Source organism: Falsiroseomonas sp. (assembly GCF_051860665.1).
Taxonomy (GTDB): domain Bacteria; phylum Pseudomonadota; class Alphaproteobacteria; order Acetobacterales; family Acetobacteraceae; genus Falsiroseomonas.
Window position 1 is genome coordinate 1 of record NZ_JBHYDM010000008.1, and the last position, 23,598, is coordinate 23,598.

Consider the following 23,598-nt stretch of genomic DNA (forward strand, 5'->3'; position numbering starts at 1 on the left):
CGGACGCCTATGAATCACACTGACGACCCGTGCCGGAATCCCCAATCCGATTCCGGCTGAGGTGAAAACGCTCTAGCGGCCTGGGCCGACGCCCGCGAGCCGCACCAGTTCGGCGCCGGCCGCGCGTTCGCGGGTGATGATGGCGGCGAATTCGGCGGGGGTATTGCCGATCCCGTTGAAGAAATTCGGCGCCAGGGCGCGGCCCACGAATTCCTCATTGGTCACCACGCGGCGCACCGCGGCGGCCATCGCCTCCGCGATCGCCGGCGGCAGCGCGCCGGGCGCGGCCAGGCCCCACCAGGCGCCGCCATAGGGGAAGTCGAAGCCGAGCTCGGCCATGGAGGGCGTGTCCGGCAGTTCCGCCAGCCTGCGCGACCCCAGCACCGCCAGCGGGCGGATGCGGCCGCCACGGATCAGCGGCATGGACAGCGCCATGGCGCCGTAGCTGGCCTGCACGCGGCCGGCGACCAGCTCGCGGAAGGCGTCGCCGATGCCCCGGAAGGGCACGTGCTCCATCGCGAAACCCTCCTTCGCCTTCAGCCATTCGAAGAGCAACTGCTGCGCGGAGCCGACGCCGGAGGAGCCGTAGTTGATCTCGCGCTGGCCCTTGGCCCAGGCGATGAAGGTGCGCAGGTCGCCAGGCGGCACTTCCGGGCTGCCGACCAGCCCGCTCGGCGCGGAGGCGAGCTGCGTCACCGGCAGCAGCGATGCGAAGCGGGCAAACAGCTCCGGCTCCGCATGCGGCATGGTCGCCATGGATTCGATGTTCACCGCGCAGAAGGTGGTGCCATCGGGCGCGGCCAGGGCGCAGGCTTCCAGGCCGATCACGCTATTGCCGCCGGGGCGGTTCTCCACGATCACGGGCTGGCCGAGATCCTGGCGCAGCCCCTCCGCCACCGCGCGCACCAGGATGTCCAGGTTCCCACCCGGCGGCTGCGGCACGATGATGCGCATGGGCCGGCGCGGCCAGTCCGTCGATTGGGCAAGTGCAGGTGCAGCGAGCAACGCTGTGGCGCCCGCGCAGAAGCTGCGGCGGCTGATGGCTTTCATTGTTGTTTCCTCCCCGTTAGTGGAAAGCTCAGCTTTCGTCGGCGACTGGGTTGCACAGCAGGCCGACGCGGTCGATCTCCACCTCCACCACATCGCCGGGCTTCAGCCAGAGCGGCGGCGTGCGCTTGGCGCCGACACCGCCCGGCGTGCCGGTGGCGATCACATCGCCCGGCTCCAGCCGCGTGAAGGTGGAGCAGTATTCGATCTGGCGCGGGATATCGAAGATCATCTGGCCGAGCAGCGCATCCTGCACCACCTGGCCGTTCACCCGCGTCTGCAGGCGCAGGTCGTCCAGCGCGCCGACCTCGTCCGGCGTCACCATCCAGGGGCCGAAGGGGCCGGTCTCCGGAAAGTTCTTGCCCGGCGTGAACTGGTGCGTGTGGCGCTGCCAGTCGCGCACGCTGCCGTCATTGTAGCAGGCATAGCCTGCGATCTGCGCGAAGGCGTCATCCCGGGAAACGTGGCGGCAGGAGGTGCCGATGATGACGGCAAGCTCGCCCTCGAAGTCGAAATCGGTCGAGGCCTTGGGGCGCAGCAGCGGCGACAGGTGGCCGGTCTGGCTATTGGGAAAGCGCGTGAAGACGGTGGGGTTCTCGACCTCGGACCGACCCGTCTCCTTGCGATGGGTTTCGTAGTTCAGGCCGATGCAGAGGATCTTGTCGGGGTTCGGGATCACTGGCAGCCAGGTGATATCCGCGAAGGGAATGCGCGCGCCATCGGCCTGCGCGGCCTGCGCCACGGCGCCGGCGGCGATCAGCGACTTCAGGTCTGGGAAGCGGGCACGCAGCGTGCCGGCCTCGGTGACGACACCATCGCCGACCAGGCCCCATGTCGCCGTGCCGCCATGCGAGAAGCTTGCGAGTTTCATGCGTATTCCCCTTGAAGCGCTTGCAGCAGGTGTTCCAGCGTCGCGGCATCGGTGGCGACGCCATAGACATAATGGTCGGGCCGGATGATCGCGGCCTGCACGGCATGGCGCGCGAACCAGGCGGCGAGCAGGCCGTCCTGCTCCTCGACATCGTCGAGATGCAGCGTGGCGAAGGGCGCGGTGATGCGCGGCGCGCCGGCCGCCAGCATCAGGCGCCATCCATGGCCGAGGATCCGGTCCATCAGCACCCAGTCCTCGCTTTGGCGCAGGCGTGGCTGCGGGAATAGCGTGCCCTGGGCGGGATGCGGCAGCGTGGCGAGAAATCCGGTGGTGATGGGCGGCACAATCTCCTGCCGCGTTACCACCGGTGCGCGGCCGCCGCCCTGCGCCAGCAGCGCCGCATCGCGCGCGCGGGCGGCGACGGGATCCCGCTCGCAGATCTGCCGGCCGATCGCCTTGATGCGCGCGGTCAGCGTGCGGACATGCTCGGCACGCTCCACCTCGTAGCTGTCGAGCAGCGCATCCGGCGCGCCGTCACGCACCGCGGCCAGCTTCCAGACGAGATTGGAAACGTCGCGCAGCCCCTGGCACATGCCCTGGCCGATGAAGGGCGGCTGCTGGTGTGCCGCATCGCCGGCGAGGAAAACGCGGCCCTGGCGCCAGCTTTCGGCGACCAGCGCATGGAAGCGGTAGCTGGCGGCGCGCCACAGCGTCGCCTCGCCGGGTTTCAGCCAGCGGGAGAGCAGGCGCCAGACCTCGGGCTCGGTCTGCATCCGCGCAGGGTCTTCGCCAGGCAGCAGCATGATCTCCCAGCGGCGATGGTTGCCGGGGCCGACAATGGCGGTGATGGGGCGCGCGGGGTCGCAATGCTGCGCGGCGGTGGCCGGCAGGCGGGCCAGCGCCTCCTCACCCACCAGCATGTCCACCACCAGCCAGGGCTCGTCGAAGACGAGATCGACGAAGCCGATGCCGAGCGCCTGGCGCGTGAAGGAGGAGGCGCCGTCGCAGGCGATGACCGTTTGCGCGGTGACGGCGCGCGTGCCCGCGGCGCTGCGCAGCGTCAGCGTCGCGCGCGTGGCATCCTGCGCGATGCCCACAAGCTCCGTGCCCAGTTCCACCGTCACGCCCGGCTGCGTCGCGGCATGGGCGCGCAGCGCGGCTTCTACCGGCGGCTGGGTGAAGACCATGGTGGGCGTGAAACCCATGGGATAGGGCGGCGGCACCATGTCGATGCGGCGGATCAGCTGGCCGTCCACGCCGAAATGCTCGGAGGCGGGGAAGGGCGCGGTATGCGGCAGCACCTGCTCGGCGATACCCATATTGTCAAACAGGCGCAGGATCTCGTGGTCGATCGCGATGGCGCGCGGCTTCGGATAGATTTCGGTGCTGCGATCGATCGCCAGCGTGCGGAAGCCGGCCTGGCCGAGCAGCGCGGTGGCGACGGCGCCCGAGGGGCCGAAGCCGACCACCACCACATCGTGGTCGGTGCTCATGGCGCGGCGAACCGGATGGCGAGCTGGGCGCGCTTCGTGGCCTCCGGCTTCGGCGGTGCGATGCCCCATTGGTCCGTGCGGCCGGGCGGCCAGACCCATTCGGAGGGGCCGCGCACGACGTGGTGGTCATCCACCTGCTGCACCTCCGCCGTGTATTCCACCACGATGCCGAAGGGGTCGATGAAATAGGCAAAGACGTTGTCGCCCGGCCCGTGGCGCCCGGGCCCCCAGGCGATGGGATGGCCGCCATCGATCACGCGGCCGGCGCCGCGCATCACCGCCTCCCACCCCGCCATCTGGAAGGCCACATGGTTCAGCCCGTCATGCGGCGCCTCCGCCAGCACCACCGCATGGTGGTCGCTGTTGCAGCGTTCGAAGGCCATCAGCTTGGAGCGGTCCGTCAGCTGGAAGCCGAGGCCGGATTCGAAGAAGCGCGCCGTGGCATCGACATCCGCGCAGTTCAGGTTGACATGCGCCAGCCGCTCCGGCCGGTCGGGAGAGACCGCATCCGCTGCGCGCTGCTCGTCATCGGCGACGAGGCGGAAGACGGCGCCGAAGGGATCGCGCAGCGTGGCGCCAAGACCGCCGCCGGGTTCGGTGATGGCCGCGGGCGGCGCCAGCAGCGTGGCGCCCGCCGCCTGGGCGCTGGCCAGCACGCGGTGCAGCGCCTCGGCATCCGCGGCCCGGAAGGTCACGCTGCGGATCGCCGCCTGCGGCGCCGCGTGCAGCGCCAGCACATGATGGTCGGCGCCGGTGGCGCGCAGCCACAGCGAGGCGGCGTCGCGCGCCACCACCGTGAGGCCCCAGGTCGCCGTATAGAAACGCTCGGCCAGAGCGAGGTCCGGCACCAGAAGGTCGACGCTGCGCAGCGCGGTGAGGGGGAAGCGTGTCATGCCGGCAGTCCCAGGAAGCTCAGTGCATTGTCCCGCAGCACCGCCTCACGCGCCGCGCCGGGCTCCAGCACCTCCGCAATGCGGCCTACGGGATCATTCTCGCGGAAGGCGAAGGGGTCGTCGGTGCCGAGCAGGATGCGCTCCGCGCCCATCACGCCCAGCAGGTGCCGAAGCATCGGCGCGTCGAAGACCAACGCATCGACGTAGAATCGTCGCGCCTGCGCGCTGGGTGCTTCCTCGATGCTGTCGCGCAAGGCGCCAAAGGTGTGCCAGGCCTGTTCGAGGCGCGGCAGCAGGCTCGCCAGCGTGCCGCCGCCATGGCTGAAGCAGAGGCGCAGCGCCGGGTGGCGCAGCATCAGGTTGGACGTGATCACAGAAGCCGCGGCCAGGCCGATCTCGCTGGGATAGCCCAGCGCCTGCTGCAGGTTCTTGGGGCCCACCAAGCGGTCCATGCCCGCGGGCCGCACCGGATGCACCAGCACCGCCATGCCGAGCTGTTCGGCGGCGGCGAAGAAGGGGTGCAGCGATGCGTCGCCGATCACCGTGCCGTTGATATTGCTGCCGATCTCGACCCCGGCGAAGCCCAGCTGCTCCTTCGCCCGCCGCATTTCGGCCAGGGCTGTATCCAGGTCCTGCATCGGCAGGGCGGCGAGGCCGATCAGGCGGCCGCCGGAGGCCGCGACCATCTCCGCCGTGCAGTCGTTCACATGGCGCAGCAGCGGCACGGCGGCCTCCGCCGGCATCCAGTAGGAGAAAAGCTCCGGCATCGGCGAGATCGCCTGCCGCGCCAGGCCCTTGGAATCGAGATCCGCCAGCCGCAGCGGCACGTCCCAGCAGCGCGCGGCGACGGTGCGGTATGGCTTGCCGTCGATCATCACATGCCGCTGGCCGCCTTCCGCCGGCGCCATGCTCGGCCAGCCGGGCAGGTCGCTTGCGGGGAAGGCGCCGGGCACCACATGGGCATGTGCATCGATGGGACCGGCCGTCTGGGCCATGGTGTTTCCTCGCGTCTGGCCCATGGATGATGGATAAGCGGGCGGCTGTAAAGGGCAATGTATATATTTTGCGGCTGGCCAATCCCTGTGTATATCTGGTCCTGCCATGAGCAGCCCCGCCACCCACGCCTCCTCCGTCTTCGAGCGCATCCGCGCCGATATCCTGGCTGGCCGCCTCGCGCCCGGGCGGCGGCTGCAGATCAAGGCGATGATGGAGAGCTACCAGATCGGCCAGACCCCGCTGCGGGAGGCGCTGAACCGCCTGAGCGCCGATGGCCTGGTGCTGTGCTCGGACCAGCGCGGCTTCACCGTGCCCGGCATCAGCGCCGCCGAACTGCTGGAATTGACGAAAACGCGCTGCTGGCTGGAGGAACGTGGGCTCCGCGAATCCATGGCCGCCGCCACGGTGGAATGGGAGGAGCGCCTGCTGGTCGCCGGCCACCGCCTGGCCCGCACGCCGCGCGGCCCGGATGGCGAGGCCGCGGCTGAGGATGCGACCTGGGAGGCGCGGCACCGCGACTTCCACCGCCTGCTGGTGGGCGGCTGCGGGTCCTCCTGGCTGATCGGCTTCTGCGACCAGCTGACGGACCGCCACCAACGCTACCGCAAGCTCGCCGCCCGACGCGCCTTTCCGCGCCGCGACGTGGAGGCGGAACACCAGGCGATTCTGGAGGCCGTGCTGAAGCGGGATGCGGACCGCGCCGTGGCGCTGCTGACCGCGCATTACACGCGGACGGCGGAAATCATCCTGGAGGATGCGGCGGTCTTCCCGCCCGGTTGACGCCTGGCCCCCGCCCGGCGGAGGCTGCGGCAACCGGAGAGGAAACACGCGAATGATCCACGTGCTCGCCTTCATCACCACGAAACCCGGGATGCGCGAGGCCGTGCTGGCCGAGATGCGCGCCAATATCCCGGCCGTGCTGGCCGAGGAGGGCTGCATCGAATACGGCCCGGCGATCGATGCGGAGGGCATCGGCGCCATCCAGACCGCGATCGGCCCGGACAGCTTCGTGGTGGTGGAGAAGTGGTCCAGCGCCGCGACGCTCGCCGCCCACGGCGCCGCGCCGCATATGAAGGCCTATGGCGCCAAGGTGCGCGAGATGGTGGCCAGCCGGGTCATCCATGTGCTGAGCCCGGCGGGCTGAGACGCGTCTCAGTCCAGCGTCACGCGCCCCTCGCGCACCACCACCGCCCATTTCGCGACTTCGGCGCGGACAAAGGCGTCGAAGTCGGCGGGGGTGGTGGCCTCCACCAGAAAGCCCTGGCTCGCAAAACTGTCCTTGATCTCGGGGGACTGCATGGCGCGCGCGACCTCCGCATGCAGCTTCGCCAGCACCTCGGCCGGCGTGCCGGCGGGGGCGAAGAGTCCCTGCCAGGAGGCGGCGTTGAAGCCGCGCAGCCCGGCCTCCGCCATGGTGGGCACCTCGGGCAGCAGCGGGTGGCGCTCCAGCGAGGTCACGGCAATGGGGCGGATGGCGCCGGCCCGCACCTGCGGCAGCACGACGAGGAAATCCGCGAAGCTCGACTTCACCTGACCGGCGATGAGATCGGTCAGCGCCTGGGCCGAGCCGCGATAGGGCACATGCGTCAGATCGACGCGCGCCGCCTGGCTGAACATCACACCGGTGAGGTGCATGGAGGTGCCATTGCCCGGCGTCGCATAGGTCATGCCGCCGCCGGCCGCGCGCGCCTCGGCGATATAGCCCTGCAGATCGGTCGCCGGCACATCCTTGTTCACCACCAGGATCAGCGGCGCGGAGACCAGGCGGGAGACCGGCGCGAAGGCATTGGCGGGATCGTAGGGCAGGTTGCGGAACAGGCTGCCGGCGATGGCATTGCTGCCGGTGACGCCCATCAGCAGCGTATGGCCATCCGGCGGCGATTTTGCGACGGCATCGGCGCCCACCGTGCCGCCGGCGCCGGGGCGGTTCTCCACCACCACGGTCTGGCCGAGCGAGACGGTCAGCCGCTCCGCCAACCGCCGCGCCAGCACATCGGTGCTGCCGCCGGGTGGGAAGGGCACGACGATGCGGAGCGGGCGCGTCGGCCAGGTTTGTCCGAATGCCGGGGCGGCGAGGGCCATGGTGAGGGCCGCGCCGAGGCCGCGGCGGGTGAGTCCGGTCACGATTCGTCTCCCTGTTTGTCGGCGGGGCCCCAGCCGCCCCCGCCCGCGGTCTCCAGCACAAAGCGCTCCCCCGCCGCCCAGGCGATGCGGGCCTTGGAGGGAAGTTGTCGGGCCGTCCCATCGGCGCGCAGGATGCAGGCGGTGGCTGTCGCGCCAGGGCCGCCGCCCTGCGCCCCCGGGGCGCCGGCCAGATGCCGCTCGCCGCGATAGGAAATTTCCGCCGTGCCCGACAGCAACCGATAGATTCTGCGCACGCCATCGCCGCCGGGATGCAGCCCGGCGCCGCCCGAGCCACGACGGCGCGCGATGGATTCGACACGGATCGGGGCCGCGGTTTCCAGTATCTCCGCCGGCAAGTTGCGCGCATTCGAGACATCGGCCGAAAGCCCTGGCAGCCCCGGCCCATCGGGCCGCCCACCGGACCCGCCCGCCACGATTTCCGTAAAAATCCAGCGCCGGCCCGCGCCATCCACGCCACCGATGGAAAGCACCACCGCAACGCCGGCATTGGGCGCCGCCGCGGGTCGTGGCGAAAGCCGCGCCAGCGCGGCGAAGAGCGCGTTGCAGGCCAGCTTCACCGTGGCCGTGCGCGCATTCACCGCGGCCGGGAAGCGCGGATTCACCACGCTGCCCTCCGGCAGATGCAGGTCCAGCAGGTCGAGCAGCCCGTGATTGGCCGGCGCCTGCGGCGCGATGCGCTGCAGCAGGCAGAAGCAGGCGGCGAGCAGGCCGGAAGGCGCGGCATTCACCGGCCCCTCCGTCTGTGGCGCGGAGCCCGTGAAATCTACCGCGAGCCGCGGCCCCGGCAGGCGGCGCAGGGTGACGCGCAGCGGCACGGCGCCGGGGCTGCGGCCATCGCCTTCCAGCGCATCCTCCGCCGCAGCCTCGCCTTCCGGCAGCGCCGCCAGCGCCTGCGCCAGCGTCTGCCGCGCCTCGGCCAGCAGCGCGGCGCAGCCCTTGGCGAAGGCGGTGGTGCCCATGCCGGTGGCCAGTGCCGCGACCTCCCGCGCCGCGAGCGACACGGCCGCCCATTGCGCGGCAAGGTCGCCCGCCAGCATCGCCGGGGTGCGCGTATTGGCGGCCAGGATCGTGGCGATGCCGGGATCCTCGACCCCCGCATGCCGCCATTTCACGGGCGGCAGGCGCAGCCCCTCCTGGAAGATGCTTTGGGCATCGGGCGGGACGGAGCCGGGGGCGATGCCGCCGAGATCCTGGTGGTGCAGGATGGTGGCGGCGATGGCCACAGGCGCGCCCGCGGCGAAGATCGGCCGCGCGACGATCAGGTCCGGCAGATGCGTGCCGCCGGTCCAGGGATCGTTCATCAGCAGCCCGTCACCCTCCGCCAGCGTCGCCGCCGGGAAGGCGCGCAGCAGGCCGGCGATGGCCGGGATCATGCCGCCGAGCAGCAGCGGCAGCGACCGCGCCTGCGCCAGCACGCGGCCATCCGGCAGGAAGAGCGCGGCGGCGCAGTCCATCCCCTCCCGCGCCACGGGCGACAGCGCGGTGGCGAGCAGGCTGTCCTGCATGCGGTCGGCCAGACCCTCCAGCGCCAGGCGCAGGATGTCTCGAGATGCAGCCTCGGCGAGGCTCATGCGGCCTGCTCCAGCAGCAGCGCGCCATCCGCGCGGCGCGTGGCGTGCCAGCCGGGCGGGATGCGCAGCGTGGCGTCCGCGCCATCGCGCAGCTGCGTGCCATCGGGCAGGGTCCGATGCGAAAGCGTGGCGGGCGGCGGCGTGGCGGGCGGTGGGCCGAGCGGCGCTTCCGCCAGGCAGCGCAGCGCGAGAATGCGCCGCGCGCCGCCGGGCGCATGGCCGCGGGTGGCGGCATGCAGGGCATCGAAGCGCGCGGCGAGGTCCTGCGGTGTGTCGTCGGGCGCGAAGGGCACGGCCAGCGTCTCCGCCTGCCCGCCATAGACCATGGCGAGGCTGTGGGCGGGCCTGGCGGGGCAGCCCCAGGCCTCTAGCCGCGCAGCCAGCGCCGCGGCCTGGGCAGCGGCCTGCGGGGCGAGCTGGGCCAGATCCTCCAGCGCCAGGTCGCAGGGCGCCTCCAGGCTCGCCGCGGCGGGGGCCAGCGCCAGGCCGAAGGCGGAGAGTAGGCCGGGCGCGGGCGGCAGCAGCACGCGGCGCGCCCCGATGCGCTGCGCGATGGCCGCCGCATGCAGCGGCCCGGCACCGCCGCCCGCCACCAGCAGCGCCCGCGTCGGGTCCAGGCCGCGGCGCAGGGCGATGCGGCGCAGCGCGTTGGCGATGACGGCCTCCGCCAGTTCCAGCGCAGGCTTCGCATCGGTCGTGCCGAGCGCCGTGACCAGCGCGGCCGCCGCCGCCGCACGGTCCAGCGCCAGGCCGGGCGGCGCCCCGGGCAGCCAGCCGGCAAGCAGCGCCGCATCTGTCAGCGTGGCCTGGGTGCCGCCGCGGCCGGCAGGGCGCGCCGCGGGCCCGAAGCGCAGGCGCCCCTGCCGCAAGGCCAGCGTGGTGCCGCCGCCCATGCCGAGGCTTTCCACATCCAGCGCCGGACAGCGCAGGCGCAGCGTGCCCAGGCCGATCTCCCGCGCCGTCATCGGCTGGCCGGCGCGCACCAGGCTGACCTCCGTGGTGGTGCCGCCCATGTCGAGGCCGATGGCCTCCTCGCCCTGCGCCCAGAAGGCGACTGCGCGGGCGCCGGCGGCGGGGCCGGAGAGCGCGAGACCCAGCGGATGGTCCAGCGCCTCCGCCAGCGGTGCCAGGCCGCCCTCCGCCCGCAGCACCCAGGGCGCGGGGGTGAGGCCGGAGAGGCGCGCGGCGGCCAGCGGCTTCAGCGCGGCATCGGCCAGCGTGGCGAGGGTGCGTTCGAATTCGCGCAGGCCCGGATCGACCTGGTGGGAGAGGGACAGGCGCAGATCCGGCCGCGCGGCGGCGATGGCCTGCGCCACGGCCAGCTCATGCGCCGGATTCAGCGGCGCGAAGAGCAGGCAGATGGCAACGGCGGCGCCCTGCGGCAGGGCGGCGAGATGCGCGAGCGCGTCCGCGACGCCGTCGAGCGGCTCGACCTCCACGCCACGCGCATCGATGCGGCCGCCGACCTCGCAGCGCAGGTCGGGCGGCGAGAGCCAAGGCGGCGTGGGCGGCGGTGGCGCCTCCTCCATCGGATCGCGCTTCGACTGGCGGCCGAGATCGGGCACATCCACGAATCCGCGCGTGGCGACCAGCGCCACCGGACCGGCCGTGCCATTCACCAGCGCATTGGTGGCCAGGGTGGTGGCCAGCCGCAGCCGCGCGACCTCCACCGGTGCGATGCCGGCCTGCGTCAGCAGTGCGGTGACCGTGGCGCCCAGCGGCGCCGTGGCGTCCCGTGCCTGCTTCAGCAGGATTGTCGGCTGGTCCGCACCATGGGCGACAAGATCGACAAAATCGCCGCCGACATCGATGGCGACGTCGAGGCGCGTCATGCTCAGGCCGCCCAGCGCGTGGGGGCGAAGGCCGAAAGATCGATCTCCGGATCGCGGCCGGCGACGAGATGCGCAATCTCCCGCCCCGTGCTGGCGGCGCCGCACATGCCGATATGGCCATGGCCGAAGGCGAACCAGGCATTGTCCACGCGCGGCGCGCGGCCGATCACGGGCAGGCTGTCCGGCAGGCAGGGCCTGTGGCCCATCCATTCGCTGGTGACGCTGGTATCCAGATGCGGGAACATTTCCTTGCCGCGTGCCAGCAGCATCGCGGCGCGCCGGAAGTCGGGCGCGGCGCTGAGGCCAGCGAATTCCACGGAGCCGGCGAGACGCAGGCCCATCTGCATGGGGTTCACCATGAGGTTGTGCTCCACCGCCATGACGGTGTGGCGCAGCGCCAGGTTGTTGCTGCCGACGGTGACGTGATAGCCGCGCTGCGTCTCCAGCGGGATGCGTGGGCCGAGCTGATTGGCGAGTTTCGCCGACCAGGCGCCGCCGGCGAGCACCACGCCCTCCGTCTCCAGCGTCTCCCCGCCTTCGAGCTCCAGCGCATGGACGGAGCCGCCCTTGACGCGGAAGCCGGTGACGCGGGCGCGACGCATCTGCGCGCCGTCGCGTTGGCATTGTTCGAACAGCGCGCGTGTCATCGCGGCGGGGTCGAGCGTGCTGCCATTCTCCGGCGCCAGGATGCCGAAGCGGAAGCGGCCCTTCAGGTCGGGCTCCAGCGCCACCAGCTCGTCCTCCGCCACGTCGCGCATCTCGACGCCGAGGGAGCGGCGCAGATTCATGCCCCAGGCCCATTGCCGCGCGGCTTCCGGGCCGGAGTAGACGTAAAGACAGCCGCTGCGGCGCATCAGCCCGCTGGCATTGGCGCGTTGCAGCAGCGGCTCGTAGCAATCGAAGATCGGTGCGAGCAGGCCGCGCAGCGCGGTGGCGATGCGCACCACCTCGTCCCGCGACGAGTGCTTCAGGAAGCGCGCGAGCCAGGGCGCGACGACGGGCGCGTACCACCAGCGCACGGCGAGCGGGCCGAGCGGATCCAGCAGCCAGCCGGGCACCTTCTTCCACATCCCGGGCATGCCGACCGGCAGGCAGGCTGAGGGCGAGAGCGAGCCGGCATTGCCGAAGGAGGTCGCCTCCGCCGGGCCGAGCGGATCGACGAAGGTGACCTGGTGGCCATCGCGCTGCAGCCAGGCGGCGGTGGCGGTGCCGACGATGCCATTGCCGATCACCGCGATGCGCATGCTGGGGTCCTGCACCTGGCTGCTGTTCGAAGACCGAACGTCTGTGCGAATGCTAGCGCGCGTTCACCGCTGCACGCAACGCGAAGGTCACAACAATTGCGGTGCGAGTTCGGCGGCCTGTGCGCGCAGCAGCGGCAGATAGCCTTCGCGCAGGGCAGTGGCCGTGCCGCGTTCGGTATGCATGCCGATGTTGAGCGCCGCCACCACGCGCCCGTCATGCCGCCGCAGCGGCACGGCGAGGGAGCGAAACCCCTGCTCGGCCTCCTGGTCGACCAGGGCAAAACCCTCGCTGCGTGCGCGGGCGATGCGCTTGCGCAGGCGCAGCGGGTCGAGCTCCGTCTGCGGTGTGACGGCGAAGGGCGGGTGCTGCGCCAGCAGCGCCTCCATCTCCGCCTCCGGCAGGCTGGCCAGCAGCACACGGCCGAGCGCGGTGCAGAAGGCGGGCAGGCGCAGACCCACCATGGTGGTGAGATTGAGCAGCCGTGCCGGCTGGCCATAGGCGATGAAGACGATCTCCGCCCCATCCAGCACCGCGGCCGAGCAGGGCGCGCCGAGCTCGGCGCTCAGCCGCTCGCAGCGCGGCTGCAGGATGGCGGAAATGCCATTGGCGCCGAGATAGCCCGCGGCGAGCCGCAGCACGCGGGGCGTGAGGCGGAACAGCTTGCCCTCGACCTCGACATGGCCGAGCACGACCAGCGTATGCAGCGCGCGGCGCACGGTGGCGCGCGGCAGGTCCACCGCGCGCGCGGCTTCCGCCAGCGTCATCTGCCGGCGCTCCGGCCCGAAGGCCTGCAGCACGGCGAGGCCGCGGGCCAGGGCCTCGAGAAAATCCGGGCCGTGACCGGCGGCCTCGCGGCGGCCCGCATCCTCGGCATTCAGGCGCGGCATGTGCAGAACCTTCCAAAAGCGGCTTGTGTGGAAAGCTGGGCCTTGGCTACTATCGCACAAGTGTTCGGTCAGTGAACACTTGTTGCCGGAGGCGCCGCCGCCATGATCTCCGCCGAGATGAATGAACGCCTGACGCGCGTGGGGCCCGGCACGCCGGGCGGGCGCGTGCTGCGGCAGTACTGGCAGCCGATCGCGCTGGTCGACGAACTCGAGGAGAAGCGCCCGGTGCGCGCCGTGCGCGCGCTGGGCCAGGATTTCGTGCTGTTCCGCGACGAGCAGGGGCGCCTCGGCCTGCTGGATCGGGACTGCCCGCATCGCAACGCCGATCTCGCCTTCGGGCGGCTGGAGGATGGCGGGCTGCGCTGCCCCTTCCATGGCTGGCTCTTCGACACGCAGGGCAAGTGCCTCGACACGCCGGCGGAGCCGGAGGGCAGCACGCTGTGTACCCGCATCCGCCAGCGATCCTATCCCGTGGAACTGCGCAGCGGCATCGTCTTCGCCTTCCTGGGCGAGGGTGCGGCACCGCCTTTTCCGGCGCTGGATTGCTTCACGGCGCCGGATACGCATGTCTTCGCCTTCAAGGGCCTGATTTCCTGCAACTGGCTGCAGGCGCTGGAGGTCGGCATCGACCCTGCCCATGCCAGCTTCCTGCACCGCTTCTTCGAGGATGGCGACGCGGCCGAGGCCTATGGCAAGCAGTTCCGCGCCACCTCCGACGGCTCCGACCTGCCGATGACCTATGTGCTGCGCGAATTTTCGCGGCCGCGGATCGAGGTGGAGAATACCGATTACGGCCTGCGCGTGACCGCGCTGCGCAGGATCAACGAGGCGACGACGCATGTGCGCGTGACGAACCTGGTCTTCCCGCAGGCCTTCGTCATTCCGATGAGCGCGGAGATGACCATCACCCAGTGGCACATGCCGGTGGATGACACGCATACCTATTGGGTGGCGATCTTCACCAGCTTCTCGAAGCCTGTGGACAAGGCACAGATGCGCGCGCAGCGGCTGGAATCCTACAGCCTGCCGGACTACCTGCCGAAACTCGGCCGCCACAACGACTACGGCTTCGACCCGGAGGAGCAGGCGACCGAGACCTATACGGGCATGGGCGAGGACATCAATGTCCACGACCAATGGGCCGTGGAATCGCAGGGCGCCATCCAGGACCGCACGCGGGAAAACCTGGCAAGCAGCGACAAGGCGATTGCCGCCAATCGCCGCCTGCTGCTGCGCGCCATGGCTGCGATGGAGGAAGGCCGTGCGCCGGCGCTGATGCAGGATGCGGAGGCGACGCCGCGCATCATCGGCCCCGCGACGATCGACACCATGGCGCCCAGTGCCGAATGGGAAACCCGTTGGCGCGAGGCCGTGGCGCGCCGCCGCGGCGCCGCCCCCTGGGCCCCGCCGGCGCTCGCCGCCGAATGAGCTTTGTTCAGCGGCATGCGCTGCATGCCGAGGCCGAGCTGGCGGATGTGCTGCGGCAGATCGAGGCCGCGGGCCTTGGCGTGCTGCGCCTTGCCTTCCCCGACCAGCACGGCATCCTGCGCGGCAAGACCATCATGGCCAGCGAGGCGGCGGGCGCGCTGGCCAATGGCGTGGCGATGACCACGACGCTGCTGCTGAAGGATTCCTCGCATCGCACCGTCTTCCCCGTCTGGTCCGCCGGCGGCGCGATGGGCGAGAAGGCGATGGAGGGCGCGGCGGATGCATTGCTGGTGCCGGACCCCAACACCTTCCGCATCCTGCCCTGGGCGCCGCATAGCGGCTGGATTTTGTGCGACGCCTATTTTCCGGACGGCCGCCCGGTGCCGCTCGGCACGCGCCACCTGCTGCGCCAACAGGTTTCGCGGGCGGCCGAGCTCGGCTTCGAATTCTGCACGGGGCTGGAAGTCGAATTCCATCTGTTCCGGCTGACGGATCCGAAGTTGGCGCCCAGCGATGCGGGACAGCCGGGCACACCGCCCGACGTGGCGCTTCTGACGCAGGGCTACAACTACCTGACCGAGCTGCGCTACGACCAGCTCGACCCCATCCTCGAAATCCTGCGCCGCGAGATCCAGGCCCTCGGCCTGCCGCTGCGCTCGATGGAGGTGGAGTACGGGCCGAGCCAGGTGGAGTTCACCTTCGGTCCGCAAACCGGCCTGGCCAGTGCCGATGCCATGGTGCTGTTCCGCAGCGCGGTGAAGCAGGTGGCGCGGCGGCATGGCTACCACGCCACCTTCATGTGCCGCCCGCGCATCCCGAATGTGATGTCGAGCGGCTGGCACCTGCATCAGTCCTTGGTGAAGGACGGCCGTAACATCTTTGCGGGCAAGGACACGCTGCTGTCGGAGACGGCGCGGTACTACCTCGGCGGGCTGCTGGCGCATGCGCGGGCGGCAGCCGCCTTCTCCACGCCGACGATCAACGGCTATCGCCGCTACCGCAGCCATTCGCTGGCGCCGGACCGCGCCATCTGGGGCATCGACAATCGCGGCGTCATGGTGCGTGCGCTGGGCGCGCCCGGGGATGCGGCGACGCGGCTGGAGAACCGCGTGGGCGAGCCGGCGGCGAATCCCTATCTCTACCTCGCCTCGCAGCTCGCCTATGGGCTGGACGGCATCGCCGCGCAGCGCGATCCCGGTCCGCCGGCCGATACGCCCTATGAAACCGCGGCGCCGCTGCTGCCGCGCAGCCTGGCGGAGGCGGTGACGGCGCTGGAGGAGAGCGCCGCGGCGCGCGCCGCCTTCGGCGACACCTTCGTGGACTACTACGCGCGGCTGAAGCGCGCGGAGATTGCCCGCTTCGAGGCCGAGGTCTCGGACTGGGAACAGCGCGAGTATTTCGAACTCTTCTGACGGGATTGGGCACGGCAACGACCGTGCCTTCGGAAACGCCGCACGGCTTCAGGAAGGGATGCAGATGCTCCTCGAGCTCGATGCGGTCAGCAAGGAATTCCCGACCCGCGGCGGCCCGCCCGCGCGGGTGATGGATCGCGTCTCGCTCGATGTGCGGGCGGGCGAATTCATGGCGGTGCTCGGCCCCTCCGGCTGCGGCAAGTCCACGCTGCTGCAGATGGCGGCGGGGCTGCTGCCGGTGACCTCCGGCACGGTGCGGCTCGCGGGCCGACCGGTGACCGCGCCGCCGCCTGAGGCGGTCTATGTCTTCCAGCAATACAGCCGGTCTCTGCTGCCGTGGAGAACTGTGCGGGACAATGTGGCCTTCGCGACGGAGCATCGCATCGGCCGCAAGCGCGCGCGGGCGGCGGCGGAGGAACCGCTGGCGCAGGTGGGCCTGGCCGGCTTCGGCAACCATTTCCCCTGGCAGCTTTCGGGCGGCATGCAGCAGCGTGTGGCGATCGCGCGCGCGCTGGCTGCGGAACCCGCGATGCTGCTGATGGACGAACCCTTCAGCGCGGTGGATGCGCTGACGCGGCTCGACCTGCATGCCCTGGTCCTCGAGATATGCGCGCGCCGCCGCCTGACGGTGCTGCTGGTGACGCATGATGTGGAGGAGGCGATCACGCTGGCCGATCGCATCGCCGTGCTGACGCCGCGGCCGACCACGGTGGCCGAGGTGATCGAGGTCGGCATTGCGCGCCCACGCGATCCCGTCGCGACGCGCGAGCTTCCGCGCTTCCTCGAACTGCGCCACGCGCTGCTGGAGCGCTTGATGATCCGTCATGGCTGAGCGGCTGCGCGCGGTACTGCCCGGCCTCGCCGTGCTGGCGCTGCTGCTGGCGGGTCTCGAGTGGGCGGTGCAGGCAGGGCTGATCCGTCGCGTGCTGCTGCCGCCGCCCTCCGTCATCGGCACCACGCTCTGGGATCTCCTGGTATCCGGCGAATTCCTCGCGCCACTCGTGGCGACGCTGCGTCTGGTTTTCGCCGGCTTCGCCATCGGCAGCGTCATCGGCGTGCTGCTCGGCACCGCGATGGGCTGGTGGCCCGCGGCCTTCCGGCTGTTCGAGCCGCTGGTGGAACTGCTGCGGCCAGTCCCGAAATCCGCGCTGGTGCCGCCGTTGATGCTCTTCCTCGGTATCGGTGACACGATGAAGATCACCTCCGTCGCGCTGGTGGTGATCTTCCCCGTGCTGCTGAACACGCTGCAGGGCGTGCGTGGCGTGGATCGCGTGATGCTGGATGCGGCGCGCACCCATGGCTGGGGCACGGCGCATACGCTGTGGCACCTGGTGCTGCCGGCGGCGCTGCCCTTCATCCTGGCCGGCATGCGCATCAGCCTCGGCCTGGCGCTGGTGCTGGCCGTGCTGGCCGAAATGCTGGCGGGGCAGGGCGGGCTCGGCTTCCTGATCCTCGACATGCAGCGCAGCTTTCTCATCCGGCAGATGTATGCCTGGCTGGTCATTCTGGCGCTGCTTGGCCTGATGCTGAACGGCGTCTTCGTCGTGCTGGAACGTCGCGCGCTGCATTGGCAGAACCGCAACCCATAAGGAGGTCTTCGTGGACATCACCCGTCGTACTGCCCTGGCCATCCCCGCAGCCCTCGCCGCGCCTGCGCTGCGTGCGCAAAGCCTGACGAAGATGCGCGTCAGCGTGATTCCCGTGCTGGACGTCGCACCGCTGCATGCCGCGATTCGCGAAGGTTATTTCGCTGCCGAGGGAATCGAGATCGACACTTCCACCACTGCCGGCGGCGCCACCGGCCTTCCGGGGCTGGTCGCCGGTCAGTTCCGCGTCGTCTTCTCCAACGTTGTCTCCATCATGCTCGGCGTGCGGGAGGGGCTGGATTTCCGGTTCGTCTCCGGTGCGAGCAAGGGCAAGGATGCGCCGCCGGACATCCTGGCGCTGCTGGTGCGCAAGGGATCGGGCCTGCGCACGGGTAAGGACCTCGAGGGCAAGCGGCTGGCCTCCAATACCCGCAACAACATCGTCTGGTTGCGCGGCATGGCTTGGGTGGAGAAGACCGGCGGCGACTGGCGCCGCGTCACCACCGTCGAAGTGCCCTTCCCACAGATGGCGGATGCGCTGGCCGGCGGCCAGGTGGACGCGGCGATCTTCTCCGAACCCTTCGTCGCCGCGGCGCTGGAGACGCATGGCGACAGGCTGGAGCGCATCGGCTGGCCGATCAGCGAGACGGAGCCCGGCGGCACCAATGCGCAATACGTGGCGATGGCCGAGGATCTGGCGCGCAATGCGGAACTGTTCGACCGCTTCGGCCGCGCGCTGCACAAGGGCGTGGACTGGGTGAATGAGCGGGCCGGCCAGCCGGCACTGCTGGAGCTGATCTCTGCCTTCTCGCGCGTGCCGCTCGCGCGCCTGCAGAATACCGCGCTGCCCGCCTATCCCAAGGGCGTCACGCCGGCGGAGCTGGATACGCTGGTGGCAACGATGCAGCGCTACGGGCTGACCGGCCGCTACCCTACTAGCGCCAGCCTCATCCACCGCACCGCGCGCCTCTGATGCGGCGACCGTCCTCCGGCGTCTGGCTGGTGCTGGGCCTGCTCGCGCTGTGGGAAGCCTCGGCGCGGCTGGGCTGGGTGGACAGCCCGAACTGGCCGCCGGTGACGGACGTGCTTGCTGCACTGTTCCGTGACAGCGTGACGGGCGAATTGCCGCTGCGCGTCGGCGGGTCGCTGTATCGCATGTTTGCGGGGTTGGCGGCGGGCGGCCTGGCCGGAGTCCTGATCGGTCTCGGCTTCGCGCTGGTGCCGCTCACCGCGCGACTGTTCGGCGTGGTGGTGGAGTTGCTGCGGCCGATCCCCGTGCCGGCGGTGATTCCGCCGCTGGTGCTGTTCCTCGGCCTCGATGATCCCATGAAGATCACCGTGGTGGCGCTGACCGTCTTCTTTCCCGTGCTGACCAATACGATGCAGGGCGTGCGCGCGGTGGAGGCGGAGGCGCTGGCCATGGGCCGCACCTTTGGCATCGGCCCCTGGCGCCGCGCCGCCTTCATCGTGCTGCCCGCCTGCCTGCCCTATATCCTCGCGGGTCTTCGCGTGGCGCTCGGCCTGGCGCTGGTGGTGACGGTGGTGGCGGAGATGATCGCGGGCGAGCAGGGCGTGGGCAACTACCTCGTGCTCATGCAATTCGCCGGCCGTGCGCCGGAGATGTATGCGACGGTGCTGCTGCTGGCCGCGCTCGGCTATGCGCTGAACCGCGCCTTCGTCGCGCTGGAACATCGCGCCATCCATTGGTACTTCGCGATGGGGCGCTAAGCCCTCGCAATCACCGCGACGGGCCCGCCGCCATCCGGCCCCTGATGCTCCGCGCCGCCTGAGACGAAAAGGTCGGTGCGGCCGACGGCGGCGGCGATCACGCCGCCGACCAATGCGCGGGCGTGGCGCGTGGCGTTGATGTCGCTGTCGTCCCACATGATGTGGCGGCGGCCGCGGATGGTGCCTGTGGAGGAGGGCTCTGCCTTGGCCAGCACCGCGATCAGCCGCGCGGCATCCGCAGCATTGATCTGCCCGCCGGCGGGGTCCAGCCCTGCACCGCGCAGCGCCGCGTGCACCGCGGGTAAGGCGATGGCATCGGGCATCACGGCATGGGCGATGCGCAACGGCCCGCCCCAGGCCGTGCTCTGACCCATTACCACGATCTCGTTCCGCAGCAGCTCGACGCCGGCGGAACAGCTCGCGCGGCCGGAGAACAGCGACCAGTCCTGGCCTATGACCGAATCCGACAGCGCCGCCTCCGCCACCTCGCCCAACGCCAGCGCCACGCCGAGGGCGGAGGCGCCCCGCGACAGCCCCATGGAATGATAGGTATCCTCCGTCGCGACGGTGGCACCGCGGGCGCGGGCGGCGGCGATGCGCTCGCTGGTCAGCAGCGGGCATTTCACCTGGACGTAGTGGACATCGGCGATGTCGCTGATACCGGCCTGGGCCATCGCCTCCCGCACCGCGGCCGCCGTGGCTTGCACCTGCGGCATGCGGCCCAGCTCCTCCGCGGCAAAATCCCGCGTGAAGGCGGTGCCGAGGGCCAGCGCGCCTGCGGGTGCCGCGACCTCCGCCTCACCCACGGCAAAGACAAGAAAATGCGGCGAGAGGCCACCCTCGGTGCCGCCGGACATCACCATCGCCACGCGTTCGGCGACCTGCGCGGCGCTCAGGGCGAGGCGTGGCGCCAGCATGTGGCACAGCGCCTCCACCGCATAGGCGCGGGTGAAGTCGTTGACGCAGCCATTGCCCTCGGTCTTGCCGAGGATCGCCACCACCTGGCGCGGATCCAGCGTCCCGCTGTCGAAGAGCGCGGCGACCGCGCCGGCATCGCCGGGATGGCGTGCGGGGACGAGATGAACGAAGGCCTGCCGGATCATCGCGGGTCCTGTTCCAGGTGGCGGGAGATGGTGGCGCGTTCGCCGAACAGCCCGCGGGGCCGCGCGACGAGGATGGCCGCGATCAGAACGCCGATCAGCACCACCTGCAAGGCCGCGCCGCGCGCCTGTTCCGCCTGCGGCAGCAGGTCCCGCAGCAGCCCGCCGGAGATGGTCCAGATGCCCCAGACCAGCAGCGCGCCCGCCACCGCGCCGAGGTTGCGGCCGGAGCCGCCGACGATGAGCATGGCCCAGATCTGGAAGGTGAGGACCGGCAGAAAATCCTCGGGCGCGATGTAGCCGACGAAATGTGCGTAGAGCGCGCCACCAAGGCCCATTAGCATGCAGCCCATCACGAAGGCCTGCAGTCGGTAGCGCCGGGCGTGCTTGCCGAGTGAGGCGGCCGCGGCCTCATCCTCCCGGATCGCGCGCAGCACGCGGCCCCAGGGGCTGGCCACCAGCCGCTCCAGCCCCCACCAGGCGAGGCCTAGCGCACCGAGCACCAGCGCGAGATAGGCGAGGTTCCATGCGAGCCCGGCGCCAAGCAACGCGAACAGTGGTTTCGGGATGGACTGGATGCCGAAGGGTCCGCCGGTCAGCACCTGCGCGTTCAGCGCGACGAGCTGGATCACCACCGCGATGCCGAAGGTGGTGATGGCGAGGTAATCCTCCCGCAACCGCAGCGCGGCCAGGCCGACGATGAAGGCGGCCAGCCCCGCCGCCACCATGGCGCCGAGCCAGCCCAGCGCCACGGGCCAGCCGAGCGCGGTGGTCAGCAACGCGGAGGCATAGGCCCCGATCGCGACGAAGCCCGCGACGCCCACGTTGAACAGCCCCGCAAAACCCCATTGCAGATTCAGGCCGAGCGTCATCACGCCGAAGATCGCGGCGAAGCATAGAAAAAAGCTGCCATAGGCGAGGAGCTCCATCAGGGCTTCTCCCCGAACAGCCCATTGGGTCGCAGCAGCAGGATGGCGATCAGCACCAGGAAGGCCGTCGCCGCGCGATATTCCGCGCCGAAGAGCGGAACCGAGAAACTCTCGGCCAGGCCGACGATAAAGCCGCCCAGCACCGCGCCCCAGACGCTGCCGATGCCGCCGAGGATGGCGGCGGCAAACAGCGGCAGCAGCAATTCGAAGCCGAGGCCGGGGCGGATCTGTCCGACCAGCCCCGCGAAGACGCCGGCCACGGCCGCCAGCGCCGCGCCGATGATCCAGGTGGCGCGGATCACCGCCGCCACATCCACGCCGGCCACGCGCGCCAGCGCCGGGTTCATCGCCGTGGCGCGCATGGCGCGGCCGAGCGTGGTGCGTGTCAGCAGCAGATGCAGGCCGAGCACCACCACGCCAGTCAGGCCGATGACCAGCAGCTGGTCCGGCGTGACGCGCAAGCCCCCCAGCACATCCCGCGGTACCAGGCGGATCGCGATCTGGATTTCGCGCGTGTAGTATTCGGGCAAAGTCCCGTAGAGGAATTGCAGCAGGTTGCGCAGTGCCAGCGCGGCGCCGAAGCTTGCGATCACCAGCGTGATGGCGACGCCCCGCGCGCGCAAACGCTGGAACAGCAGCCAGTCCACCGCCAGCGCCAGGCCCGCCGTCAGCGCGGCCGCGATCATCATGGCGACCAGCAATTCCCAGCCGAAGGAGAAGGGGCCGATCGGCTGCATCACGCCGCCGCCCGTCATCGCCACGACGAAGCCGAGCGCGGTGACGGCGAGATAGGCGCCCCATGTCAAAAACTCGCCCTGGCCGAAATTGGCGAAGCGCAGGATGGAATAGGTCAGCGTCAGCCCCACCGCGCCGAGCGCGATGACGGAGCCCACGACGAGGCCATCGGCCAGCAATTGCAGCATCACCCGGCCTCCAGCCCCGCGCCCAGATACAGACCGGCCATGCGCGGATCCTCCACCAGCTCCGCGGCGCGGCCCACCAGCCTTTCGCGCCCCTCCACCAGCACCGCGGCCCGATCCGCGATGGCCAGTGCGGCCTTCACATTCTGCTCCACCAGAAGGATGGTGACGCCGGACTCGCGCACCGCCTGCAACCGCTCGAAGACCACGCCCACCAGCTTGGGCGAAAGGCCGGCGGAGGGTTCGTCCAGCATCAGCACGGCGGGCGAGGCGATCAGCGCGCGCGCCACCGCCAGCATCTGTCGCTGCCCACCGGAGAGCCGCCCGGCGGTCAGTTTCCGCTGCCGCTCCAGATCCGGAAACAGCCCAAACATTTTTGCCAGTTCCCCACGCCGGTGCTTCGGCACCAGGGCGGCGGCGAGCTGCAGGTTTTCCAGCACGGAGAGATTCGCAAAAATGTTGTCGGTCTGCGGCACGAAGCCGAGGCCTTCCTGCACCATGCGATGCGCGGGGGTGCGGGTGATGTCGCGGCCCTTGAGAAGAACCTGGCCGGACCAGATCGGCACCAGCCCCGCGGCCGCCTTCACCAGCGTGGACTTGCCCGCGCCATTGGGGCCGAGCAGCGCCACGATCTCGCCCTGCGCGACAGCCAGGGAGGCGCCACGCAGGATGGGCAGGCCGGGCTCATAGCCGCCCTCGATGGAGGAAAGTTCCAGGGCAGGGGTCATGCGCCGAGATAGGCCTCGATGACGCGCGGGTCGCGCTTCACCTCCTCGGGCCCGCCTTCCAGCAGCAGCCGGCCCTGCGCCAGCACCAGCACCGGGCGGCAGAGGCGCGTGACCAGCTCCATATTGTGCTCGATGATGAGGAAGCTGGTGCCCTGGGCGTTCAGCACCTCGATCTTCTCCATGATGGTGGCGAGCAGGGGCGGCGCGACGCCGGCGCCGGGTTCGTCCAGCAGGATCAGGCGCGGTTCGGCGACCAGCACGCGGGCCAGTTCCAGCAGCTTGCGCTGGCCGCCCGACAGCACGCGTGCCGGTTCCTGCGCCAGCCGGGTGAGGCCCACGAAATCCAGCCAGTGCCGCGCCCGGTCGCGGATGCGCCGTTCCTCCGCCGCCACGGCGCCGGGGCGCAGCCAATTGGCCCAGAAGCGCTCGCCGAGCTGGCCCGGCGGCGCCAGCATCACATTCTCCAGCACCGTCATAGCCGGAAAAGGCCTTGGGATCTGGAAGGTGCGGGCCAGGCCGTGGTCGAAAACCTGGTCGGGGCGGAGGCCGTCGAGGCGGACGCCATCCAGGGTGATGCGGCCGGCGCTGGGACGCAGGCTGCCGGCCAGGCAGTTGAACAGGGTGGTCTTGCCGGCGCCATTCGGGCCGATCAGCCCGGTGATGGCGCCGCGGGCCAGGGTGAAGGACACGTCCTGCACCACCGGCGGCCCGCCAAAACTCTTGGAAACCCCCTCCGCCACCAGCATCCGCGGCCATCCCTGATCCACCGGCCATGAAACCGTGGCGC

Annotated in this window: 23 protein-coding genes; 8 read left to right on the plus strand and 15 right to left on the minus strand. The window is 70.8% G+C overall.

All coding sequences use genetic code 11. The features are described 5' to 3' along the window. Positions 1–72: 72 nt before the first annotated feature. The 5 genes from ACTIF1_RS10430 to ACTIF1_RS10450 form a co-directional block, all read right to left on the minus strand. Entirely contained in the window at positions 73–954 is an 882-nt protein-coding gene (locus ACTIF1_RS10430) for a Bug family tripartite tricarboxylate transporter substrate binding protein (protein ID WP_439596344.1), read from the minus strand. Positions 955–1,078: 124 nt separating this feature from the next. Beyond that, on the minus strand, positions 1,079–1,918 hold the full coding sequence (locus tag ACTIF1_RS10435) for a fumarylacetoacetate hydrolase family protein (RefSeq protein ID WP_439596345.1): 840 nt from the start codon (positions 1,916–1,918) through the stop codon (positions 1,079–1,081). Continuing rightward, positions 1,915–3,411: a bifunctional 3-(3-hydroxy-phenyl)propionate/3-hydroxycinnamic acid hydroxylase gene (locus tag ACTIF1_RS10440; protein ID WP_439596346.1), complete on the minus strand. Its 1,497-nt coding sequence runs from the start codon at positions 3,409–3,411 to the stop codon at positions 1,915–1,917. The genes ACTIF1_RS10435 and ACTIF1_RS10440 overlap by 4 nt, the downstream gene beginning before the upstream one ends. Next, complete coding sequence (locus ACTIF1_RS10445) at positions 3,408–4,304, minus strand: VOC family protein (protein WP_439596347.1); 897 nt, start codon at positions 4,302–4,304, stop codon at positions 3,408–3,410. The genes ACTIF1_RS10440 and ACTIF1_RS10445 overlap by 4 nt, the downstream gene beginning before the upstream one ends. Beyond that, complete coding sequence (locus ACTIF1_RS10450; RefSeq protein WP_439596348.1) at positions 4,301–5,299, minus strand: amidohydrolase family protein; 999 nt, start codon at positions 5,297–5,299, stop codon at positions 4,301–4,303. Before ACTIF1_RS10450 ends, ACTIF1_RS10445 begins: the two co-directional genes overlap by 4 nt. A 106-nt stretch (positions 5,300–5,405) precedes the next feature. Between ACTIF1_RS10450 and ACTIF1_RS10455 the strand changes: the two genes are divergently transcribed. Both ACTIF1_RS10455 and ACTIF1_RS10460 read left to right on the plus strand, forming a co-directional pair. Further along, a complete protein-coding gene (locus ACTIF1_RS10455) occupies positions 5,406–6,080 on the plus strand; it encodes a GntR family transcriptional regulator (RefSeq protein ID WP_439596349.1) in 675 nt (224 codons plus the stop codon). Positions 6,081–6,132: 52 nt separating this feature from the next. Continuing rightward, a complete protein-coding gene (locus ACTIF1_RS10460) occupies positions 6,133–6,444 on the plus strand; it encodes a putative quinol monooxygenase (protein ID WP_439596350.1) in 312 nt (103 codons plus the stop codon). 8 nt (positions 6,445–6,452) lie between these two features. On the opposite strand, the gene ACTIF1_RS10465 is transcribed toward ACTIF1_RS10460, so the two are convergent. From ACTIF1_RS10465 to ACTIF1_RS10485, 5 genes are all read right to left on the minus strand, one after another. Next, positions 6,453–7,424 carry a Bug family tripartite tricarboxylate transporter substrate binding protein gene (locus tag ACTIF1_RS10465; RefSeq protein WP_439596351.1) on the minus strand — a complete coding sequence of 324 codons (972 nt, stop codon included), beginning with the start codon at positions 7,422–7,424 and terminating at the stop codon, positions 6,453–6,455. Beyond that, the gene (locus ACTIF1_RS10470) at positions 7,421–9,016 is read right to left on the minus strand and encodes a hydantoinase B/oxoprolinase family protein (protein ID WP_439596352.1); all 1,596 of its coding nucleotides are present in this window, start codon (positions 9,014–9,016) and stop codon (positions 7,421–7,423) included. The genes ACTIF1_RS10465 and ACTIF1_RS10470 overlap by 4 nt, the downstream gene beginning before the upstream one ends. Further along, the gene (locus tag ACTIF1_RS10475; RefSeq protein WP_439596353.1) at positions 9,013–10,848 is read right to left on the minus strand and encodes a hydantoinase/oxoprolinase family protein; all 1,836 of its coding nucleotides are present in this window, start codon (positions 10,846–10,848) and stop codon (positions 9,013–9,015) included. The genes ACTIF1_RS10470 and ACTIF1_RS10475 overlap by 4 nt, the downstream gene beginning before the upstream one ends. A gap of 2 nt (positions 10,849–10,850) precedes the next feature. Next, positions 10,851–12,092: an NAD(P)/FAD-dependent oxidoreductase gene (locus tag ACTIF1_RS10480; protein ID WP_439596354.1), complete on the minus strand. Its 1,242-nt coding sequence runs from the start codon at positions 12,090–12,092 to the stop codon at positions 10,851–10,853. An 87-nt stretch (positions 12,093–12,179) separates the two neighbouring features. Continuing rightward, on the minus strand, positions 12,180–12,980 hold the full coding sequence (locus ACTIF1_RS10485) for an IclR family transcriptional regulator domain-containing protein (RefSeq protein WP_439596355.1): 801 nt from the start codon (positions 12,978–12,980) through the stop codon (positions 12,180–12,182). 102 nt (positions 12,981–13,082) lie between these two features. Here ACTIF1_RS10485 and ACTIF1_RS10490 point away from each other — a divergent pair, with 102 nt between their 5' ends. The 6 genes from ACTIF1_RS10490 to ACTIF1_RS10515 all read left to right on the plus strand — a co-directional run bounded on the left by ACTIF1_RS10490 (position 13,083) and on the right by ACTIF1_RS10515 (position 19,134). Beyond that, positions 13,083–14,408, plus strand: coding sequence for a Rieske 2Fe-2S domain-containing protein (locus tag ACTIF1_RS10490; RefSeq protein ID WP_439596356.1), 1,326 nt, complete (start codon positions 13,083–13,085; stop codon positions 14,406–14,408). Further along, entirely contained in the window at positions 14,405–15,820 is a 1,416-nt protein-coding gene (locus ACTIF1_RS10495) for a glutamine synthetase family protein (RefSeq protein ID WP_439596357.1), read from the plus strand. Before ACTIF1_RS10490 ends, ACTIF1_RS10495 begins: the two co-directional genes overlap by 4 nt. Positions 15,821–15,884: 64 nt before the next feature. Beyond that, a complete protein-coding gene (locus tag ACTIF1_RS10500; RefSeq protein WP_439596358.1) occupies positions 15,885–16,652 on the plus strand; it encodes an ABC transporter ATP-binding protein in 768 nt (255 codons plus the stop codon). Beyond that, positions 16,645–17,409 (plus strand): ABC transporter permease, encoded by a 765-nt coding sequence (locus ACTIF1_RS10505; protein ID WP_439596359.1) that lies wholly within the window; start codon positions 16,645–16,647, stop codon positions 17,407–17,409. The genes ACTIF1_RS10500 and ACTIF1_RS10505 overlap by 8 nt, the downstream gene beginning before the upstream one ends. A 10-nt stretch (positions 17,410–17,419) precedes the next feature. After that, positions 17,420–18,379, plus strand: a complete 960-nt coding sequence (locus ACTIF1_RS10510; RefSeq protein WP_439596360.1) for an ABC transporter substrate-binding protein — start codon at positions 17,420–17,422, stop codon at positions 18,377–18,379. Then, complete coding sequence (locus ACTIF1_RS10515) at positions 18,379–19,134, plus strand: ABC transporter permease (RefSeq protein WP_439596361.1); 756 nt, start codon at positions 18,379–18,381, stop codon at positions 19,132–19,134. The genes ACTIF1_RS10510 and ACTIF1_RS10515 overlap by 1 nt, the downstream gene beginning before the upstream one ends. Here ACTIF1_RS10515 and ACTIF1_RS10520 read toward each other — a convergent pair. Genes ACTIF1_RS10520 through ACTIF1_RS10540 form a run of 5 tightly spaced genes read right to left on the minus strand, consistent with a single transcriptional unit; the run spans position 19,131 to position 23,578 of the window. Continuing rightward, the gene (locus ACTIF1_RS10520; protein WP_439596362.1) at positions 19,131–20,237 is read right to left on the minus strand and encodes a ring-opening amidohydrolase; all 1,107 of its coding nucleotides are present in this window, start codon (positions 20,235–20,237) and stop codon (positions 19,131–19,133) included. The genes ACTIF1_RS10515 and ACTIF1_RS10520 overlap by 4 nt on opposite strands. Continuing rightward, the gene (locus ACTIF1_RS10525) at positions 20,234–21,163 is read right to left on the minus strand and encodes a branched-chain amino acid ABC transporter permease (RefSeq protein ID WP_439596363.1); all 930 of its coding nucleotides are present in this window, start codon (positions 21,161–21,163) and stop codon (positions 20,234–20,236) included. The genes ACTIF1_RS10520 and ACTIF1_RS10525 overlap by 4 nt, the downstream gene beginning before the upstream one ends. Continuing rightward, positions 21,163–22,086, minus strand: coding sequence for a branched-chain amino acid ABC transporter permease (locus tag ACTIF1_RS10530; RefSeq protein WP_439596364.1), 924 nt, complete (start codon positions 22,084–22,086; stop codon positions 21,163–21,165). Before ACTIF1_RS10530 ends, ACTIF1_RS10525 begins: the two co-directional genes overlap by 1 nt. After that, on the minus strand, positions 22,086–22,811 hold the full coding sequence (locus ACTIF1_RS10535) for an ABC transporter ATP-binding protein (RefSeq protein WP_439596365.1): 726 nt from the start codon (positions 22,809–22,811) through the stop codon (positions 22,086–22,088). The genes ACTIF1_RS10530 and ACTIF1_RS10535 overlap by 1 nt, the downstream gene beginning before the upstream one ends. Continuing rightward, positions 22,808–23,578, minus strand: a complete 771-nt coding sequence (locus ACTIF1_RS10540; protein ID WP_439596366.1) for an ABC transporter ATP-binding protein — start codon at positions 23,576–23,578, stop codon at positions 22,808–22,810. The genes ACTIF1_RS10535 and ACTIF1_RS10540 overlap by 4 nt, the downstream gene beginning before the upstream one ends. Positions 23,579–23,598: the final 20 nt, after the last annotated feature.

Coding starts and splice junctions, on each gene's coding strand:
- ACTIF1_RS10500 (WP_439596358.1), top strand. CDS start 15,885: ATGCTCCTCGAGCTCGATGCGGTCAGCAAGGAATTCCCGACCCGCGGC.
- ACTIF1_RS10470 (WP_439596352.1), bottom strand. CDS start 9,016: ATGAGCCTCGCCGAGGCTGCATCTCGAGACATCCTGCGCCTGGCGCTG.
- ACTIF1_RS10445 (WP_439596347.1), bottom strand. CDS start 4,304: ATGACACGCTTCCCCCTCACCGCGCTGCGCAGCGTCGACCTTCTGGTG.
- ACTIF1_RS10515 (WP_439596361.1), top strand. CDS start 18,379: ATGCGGCGACCGTCCTCCGGCGTCTGGCTGGTGCTGGGCCTGCTCGCG.
- ACTIF1_RS10455 (WP_439596349.1), top strand. CDS start 5,406: ATGAGCAGCCCCGCCACCCACGCCTCCTCCGTCTTCGAGCGCATCCGC.
- ACTIF1_RS10460 (WP_439596350.1), top strand. CDS start 6,133: ATGATCCACGTGCTCGCCTTCATCACCACGAAACCCGGGATGCGCGAG.
- ACTIF1_RS10480 (WP_439596354.1), bottom strand. CDS start 12,092: ATGCGCATCGCGGTGATCGGCAATGGCATCGTCGGCACCGCCACCGCC.
- ACTIF1_RS10475 (WP_439596353.1), bottom strand. CDS start 10,848: ATGACGCGCCTCGACGTCGCCATCGATGTCGGCGGCGATTTTGTCGAT.
- ACTIF1_RS10440 (WP_439596346.1), bottom strand. CDS start 3,411: ATGAGCACCGACCACGATGTGGTGGTGGTCGGCTTCGGCCCCTCGGGC.
- ACTIF1_RS10505 (WP_439596359.1), top strand. CDS start 16,645: ATGGCTGAGCGGCTGCGCGCGGTACTGCCCGGCCTCGCCGTGCTGGCG.
- ACTIF1_RS10525 (WP_439596363.1), bottom strand. CDS start 21,163: ATGGAGCTCCTCGCCTATGGCAGCTTTTTTCTATGCTTCGCCGCGATC.
- ACTIF1_RS10485 (WP_439596355.1), bottom strand. CDS start 12,980: ATGCCGCGCCTGAATGCCGAGGATGCGGGCCGCCGCGAGGCCGCCGGT.
- ACTIF1_RS10450 (WP_439596348.1), bottom strand. CDS start 5,299: ATGGCCCAGACGGCCGGTCCCATCGATGCACATGCCCATGTGGTGCCC.
- ACTIF1_RS10520 (WP_439596362.1), bottom strand. CDS start 20,237: ATGATCCGGCAGGCCTTCGTTCATCTCGTCCCCGCACGCCATCCCGGC.
- ACTIF1_RS10490 (WP_439596356.1), top strand. CDS start 13,083: ATGATCTCCGCCGAGATGAATGAACGCCTGACGCGCGTGGGGCCCGGC.
- ACTIF1_RS10430 (WP_439596344.1), bottom strand. CDS start 954: ATGCGCATCATCGTGCCGCAGCCGCCGGGTGGGAACCTGGACATCCTG.
- ACTIF1_RS10530 (WP_439596364.1), bottom strand. CDS start 22,086: ATGCTGCAATTGCTGGCCGATGGCCTCGTCGTGGGCTCCGTCATCGCG.
- ACTIF1_RS10535 (WP_439596365.1), bottom strand. CDS start 22,811: ATGACCCCTGCCCTGGAACTTTCCTCCATCGAGGGCGGCTATGAGCCC.
- ACTIF1_RS10435 (WP_439596345.1), bottom strand. CDS start 1,918: ATGAAACTCGCAAGCTTCTCGCATGGCGGCACGGCGACATGGGGCCTG.
- ACTIF1_RS10495 (WP_439596357.1), top strand. CDS start 14,405: ATGAGCTTTGTTCAGCGGCATGCGCTGCATGCCGAGGCCGAGCTGGCG.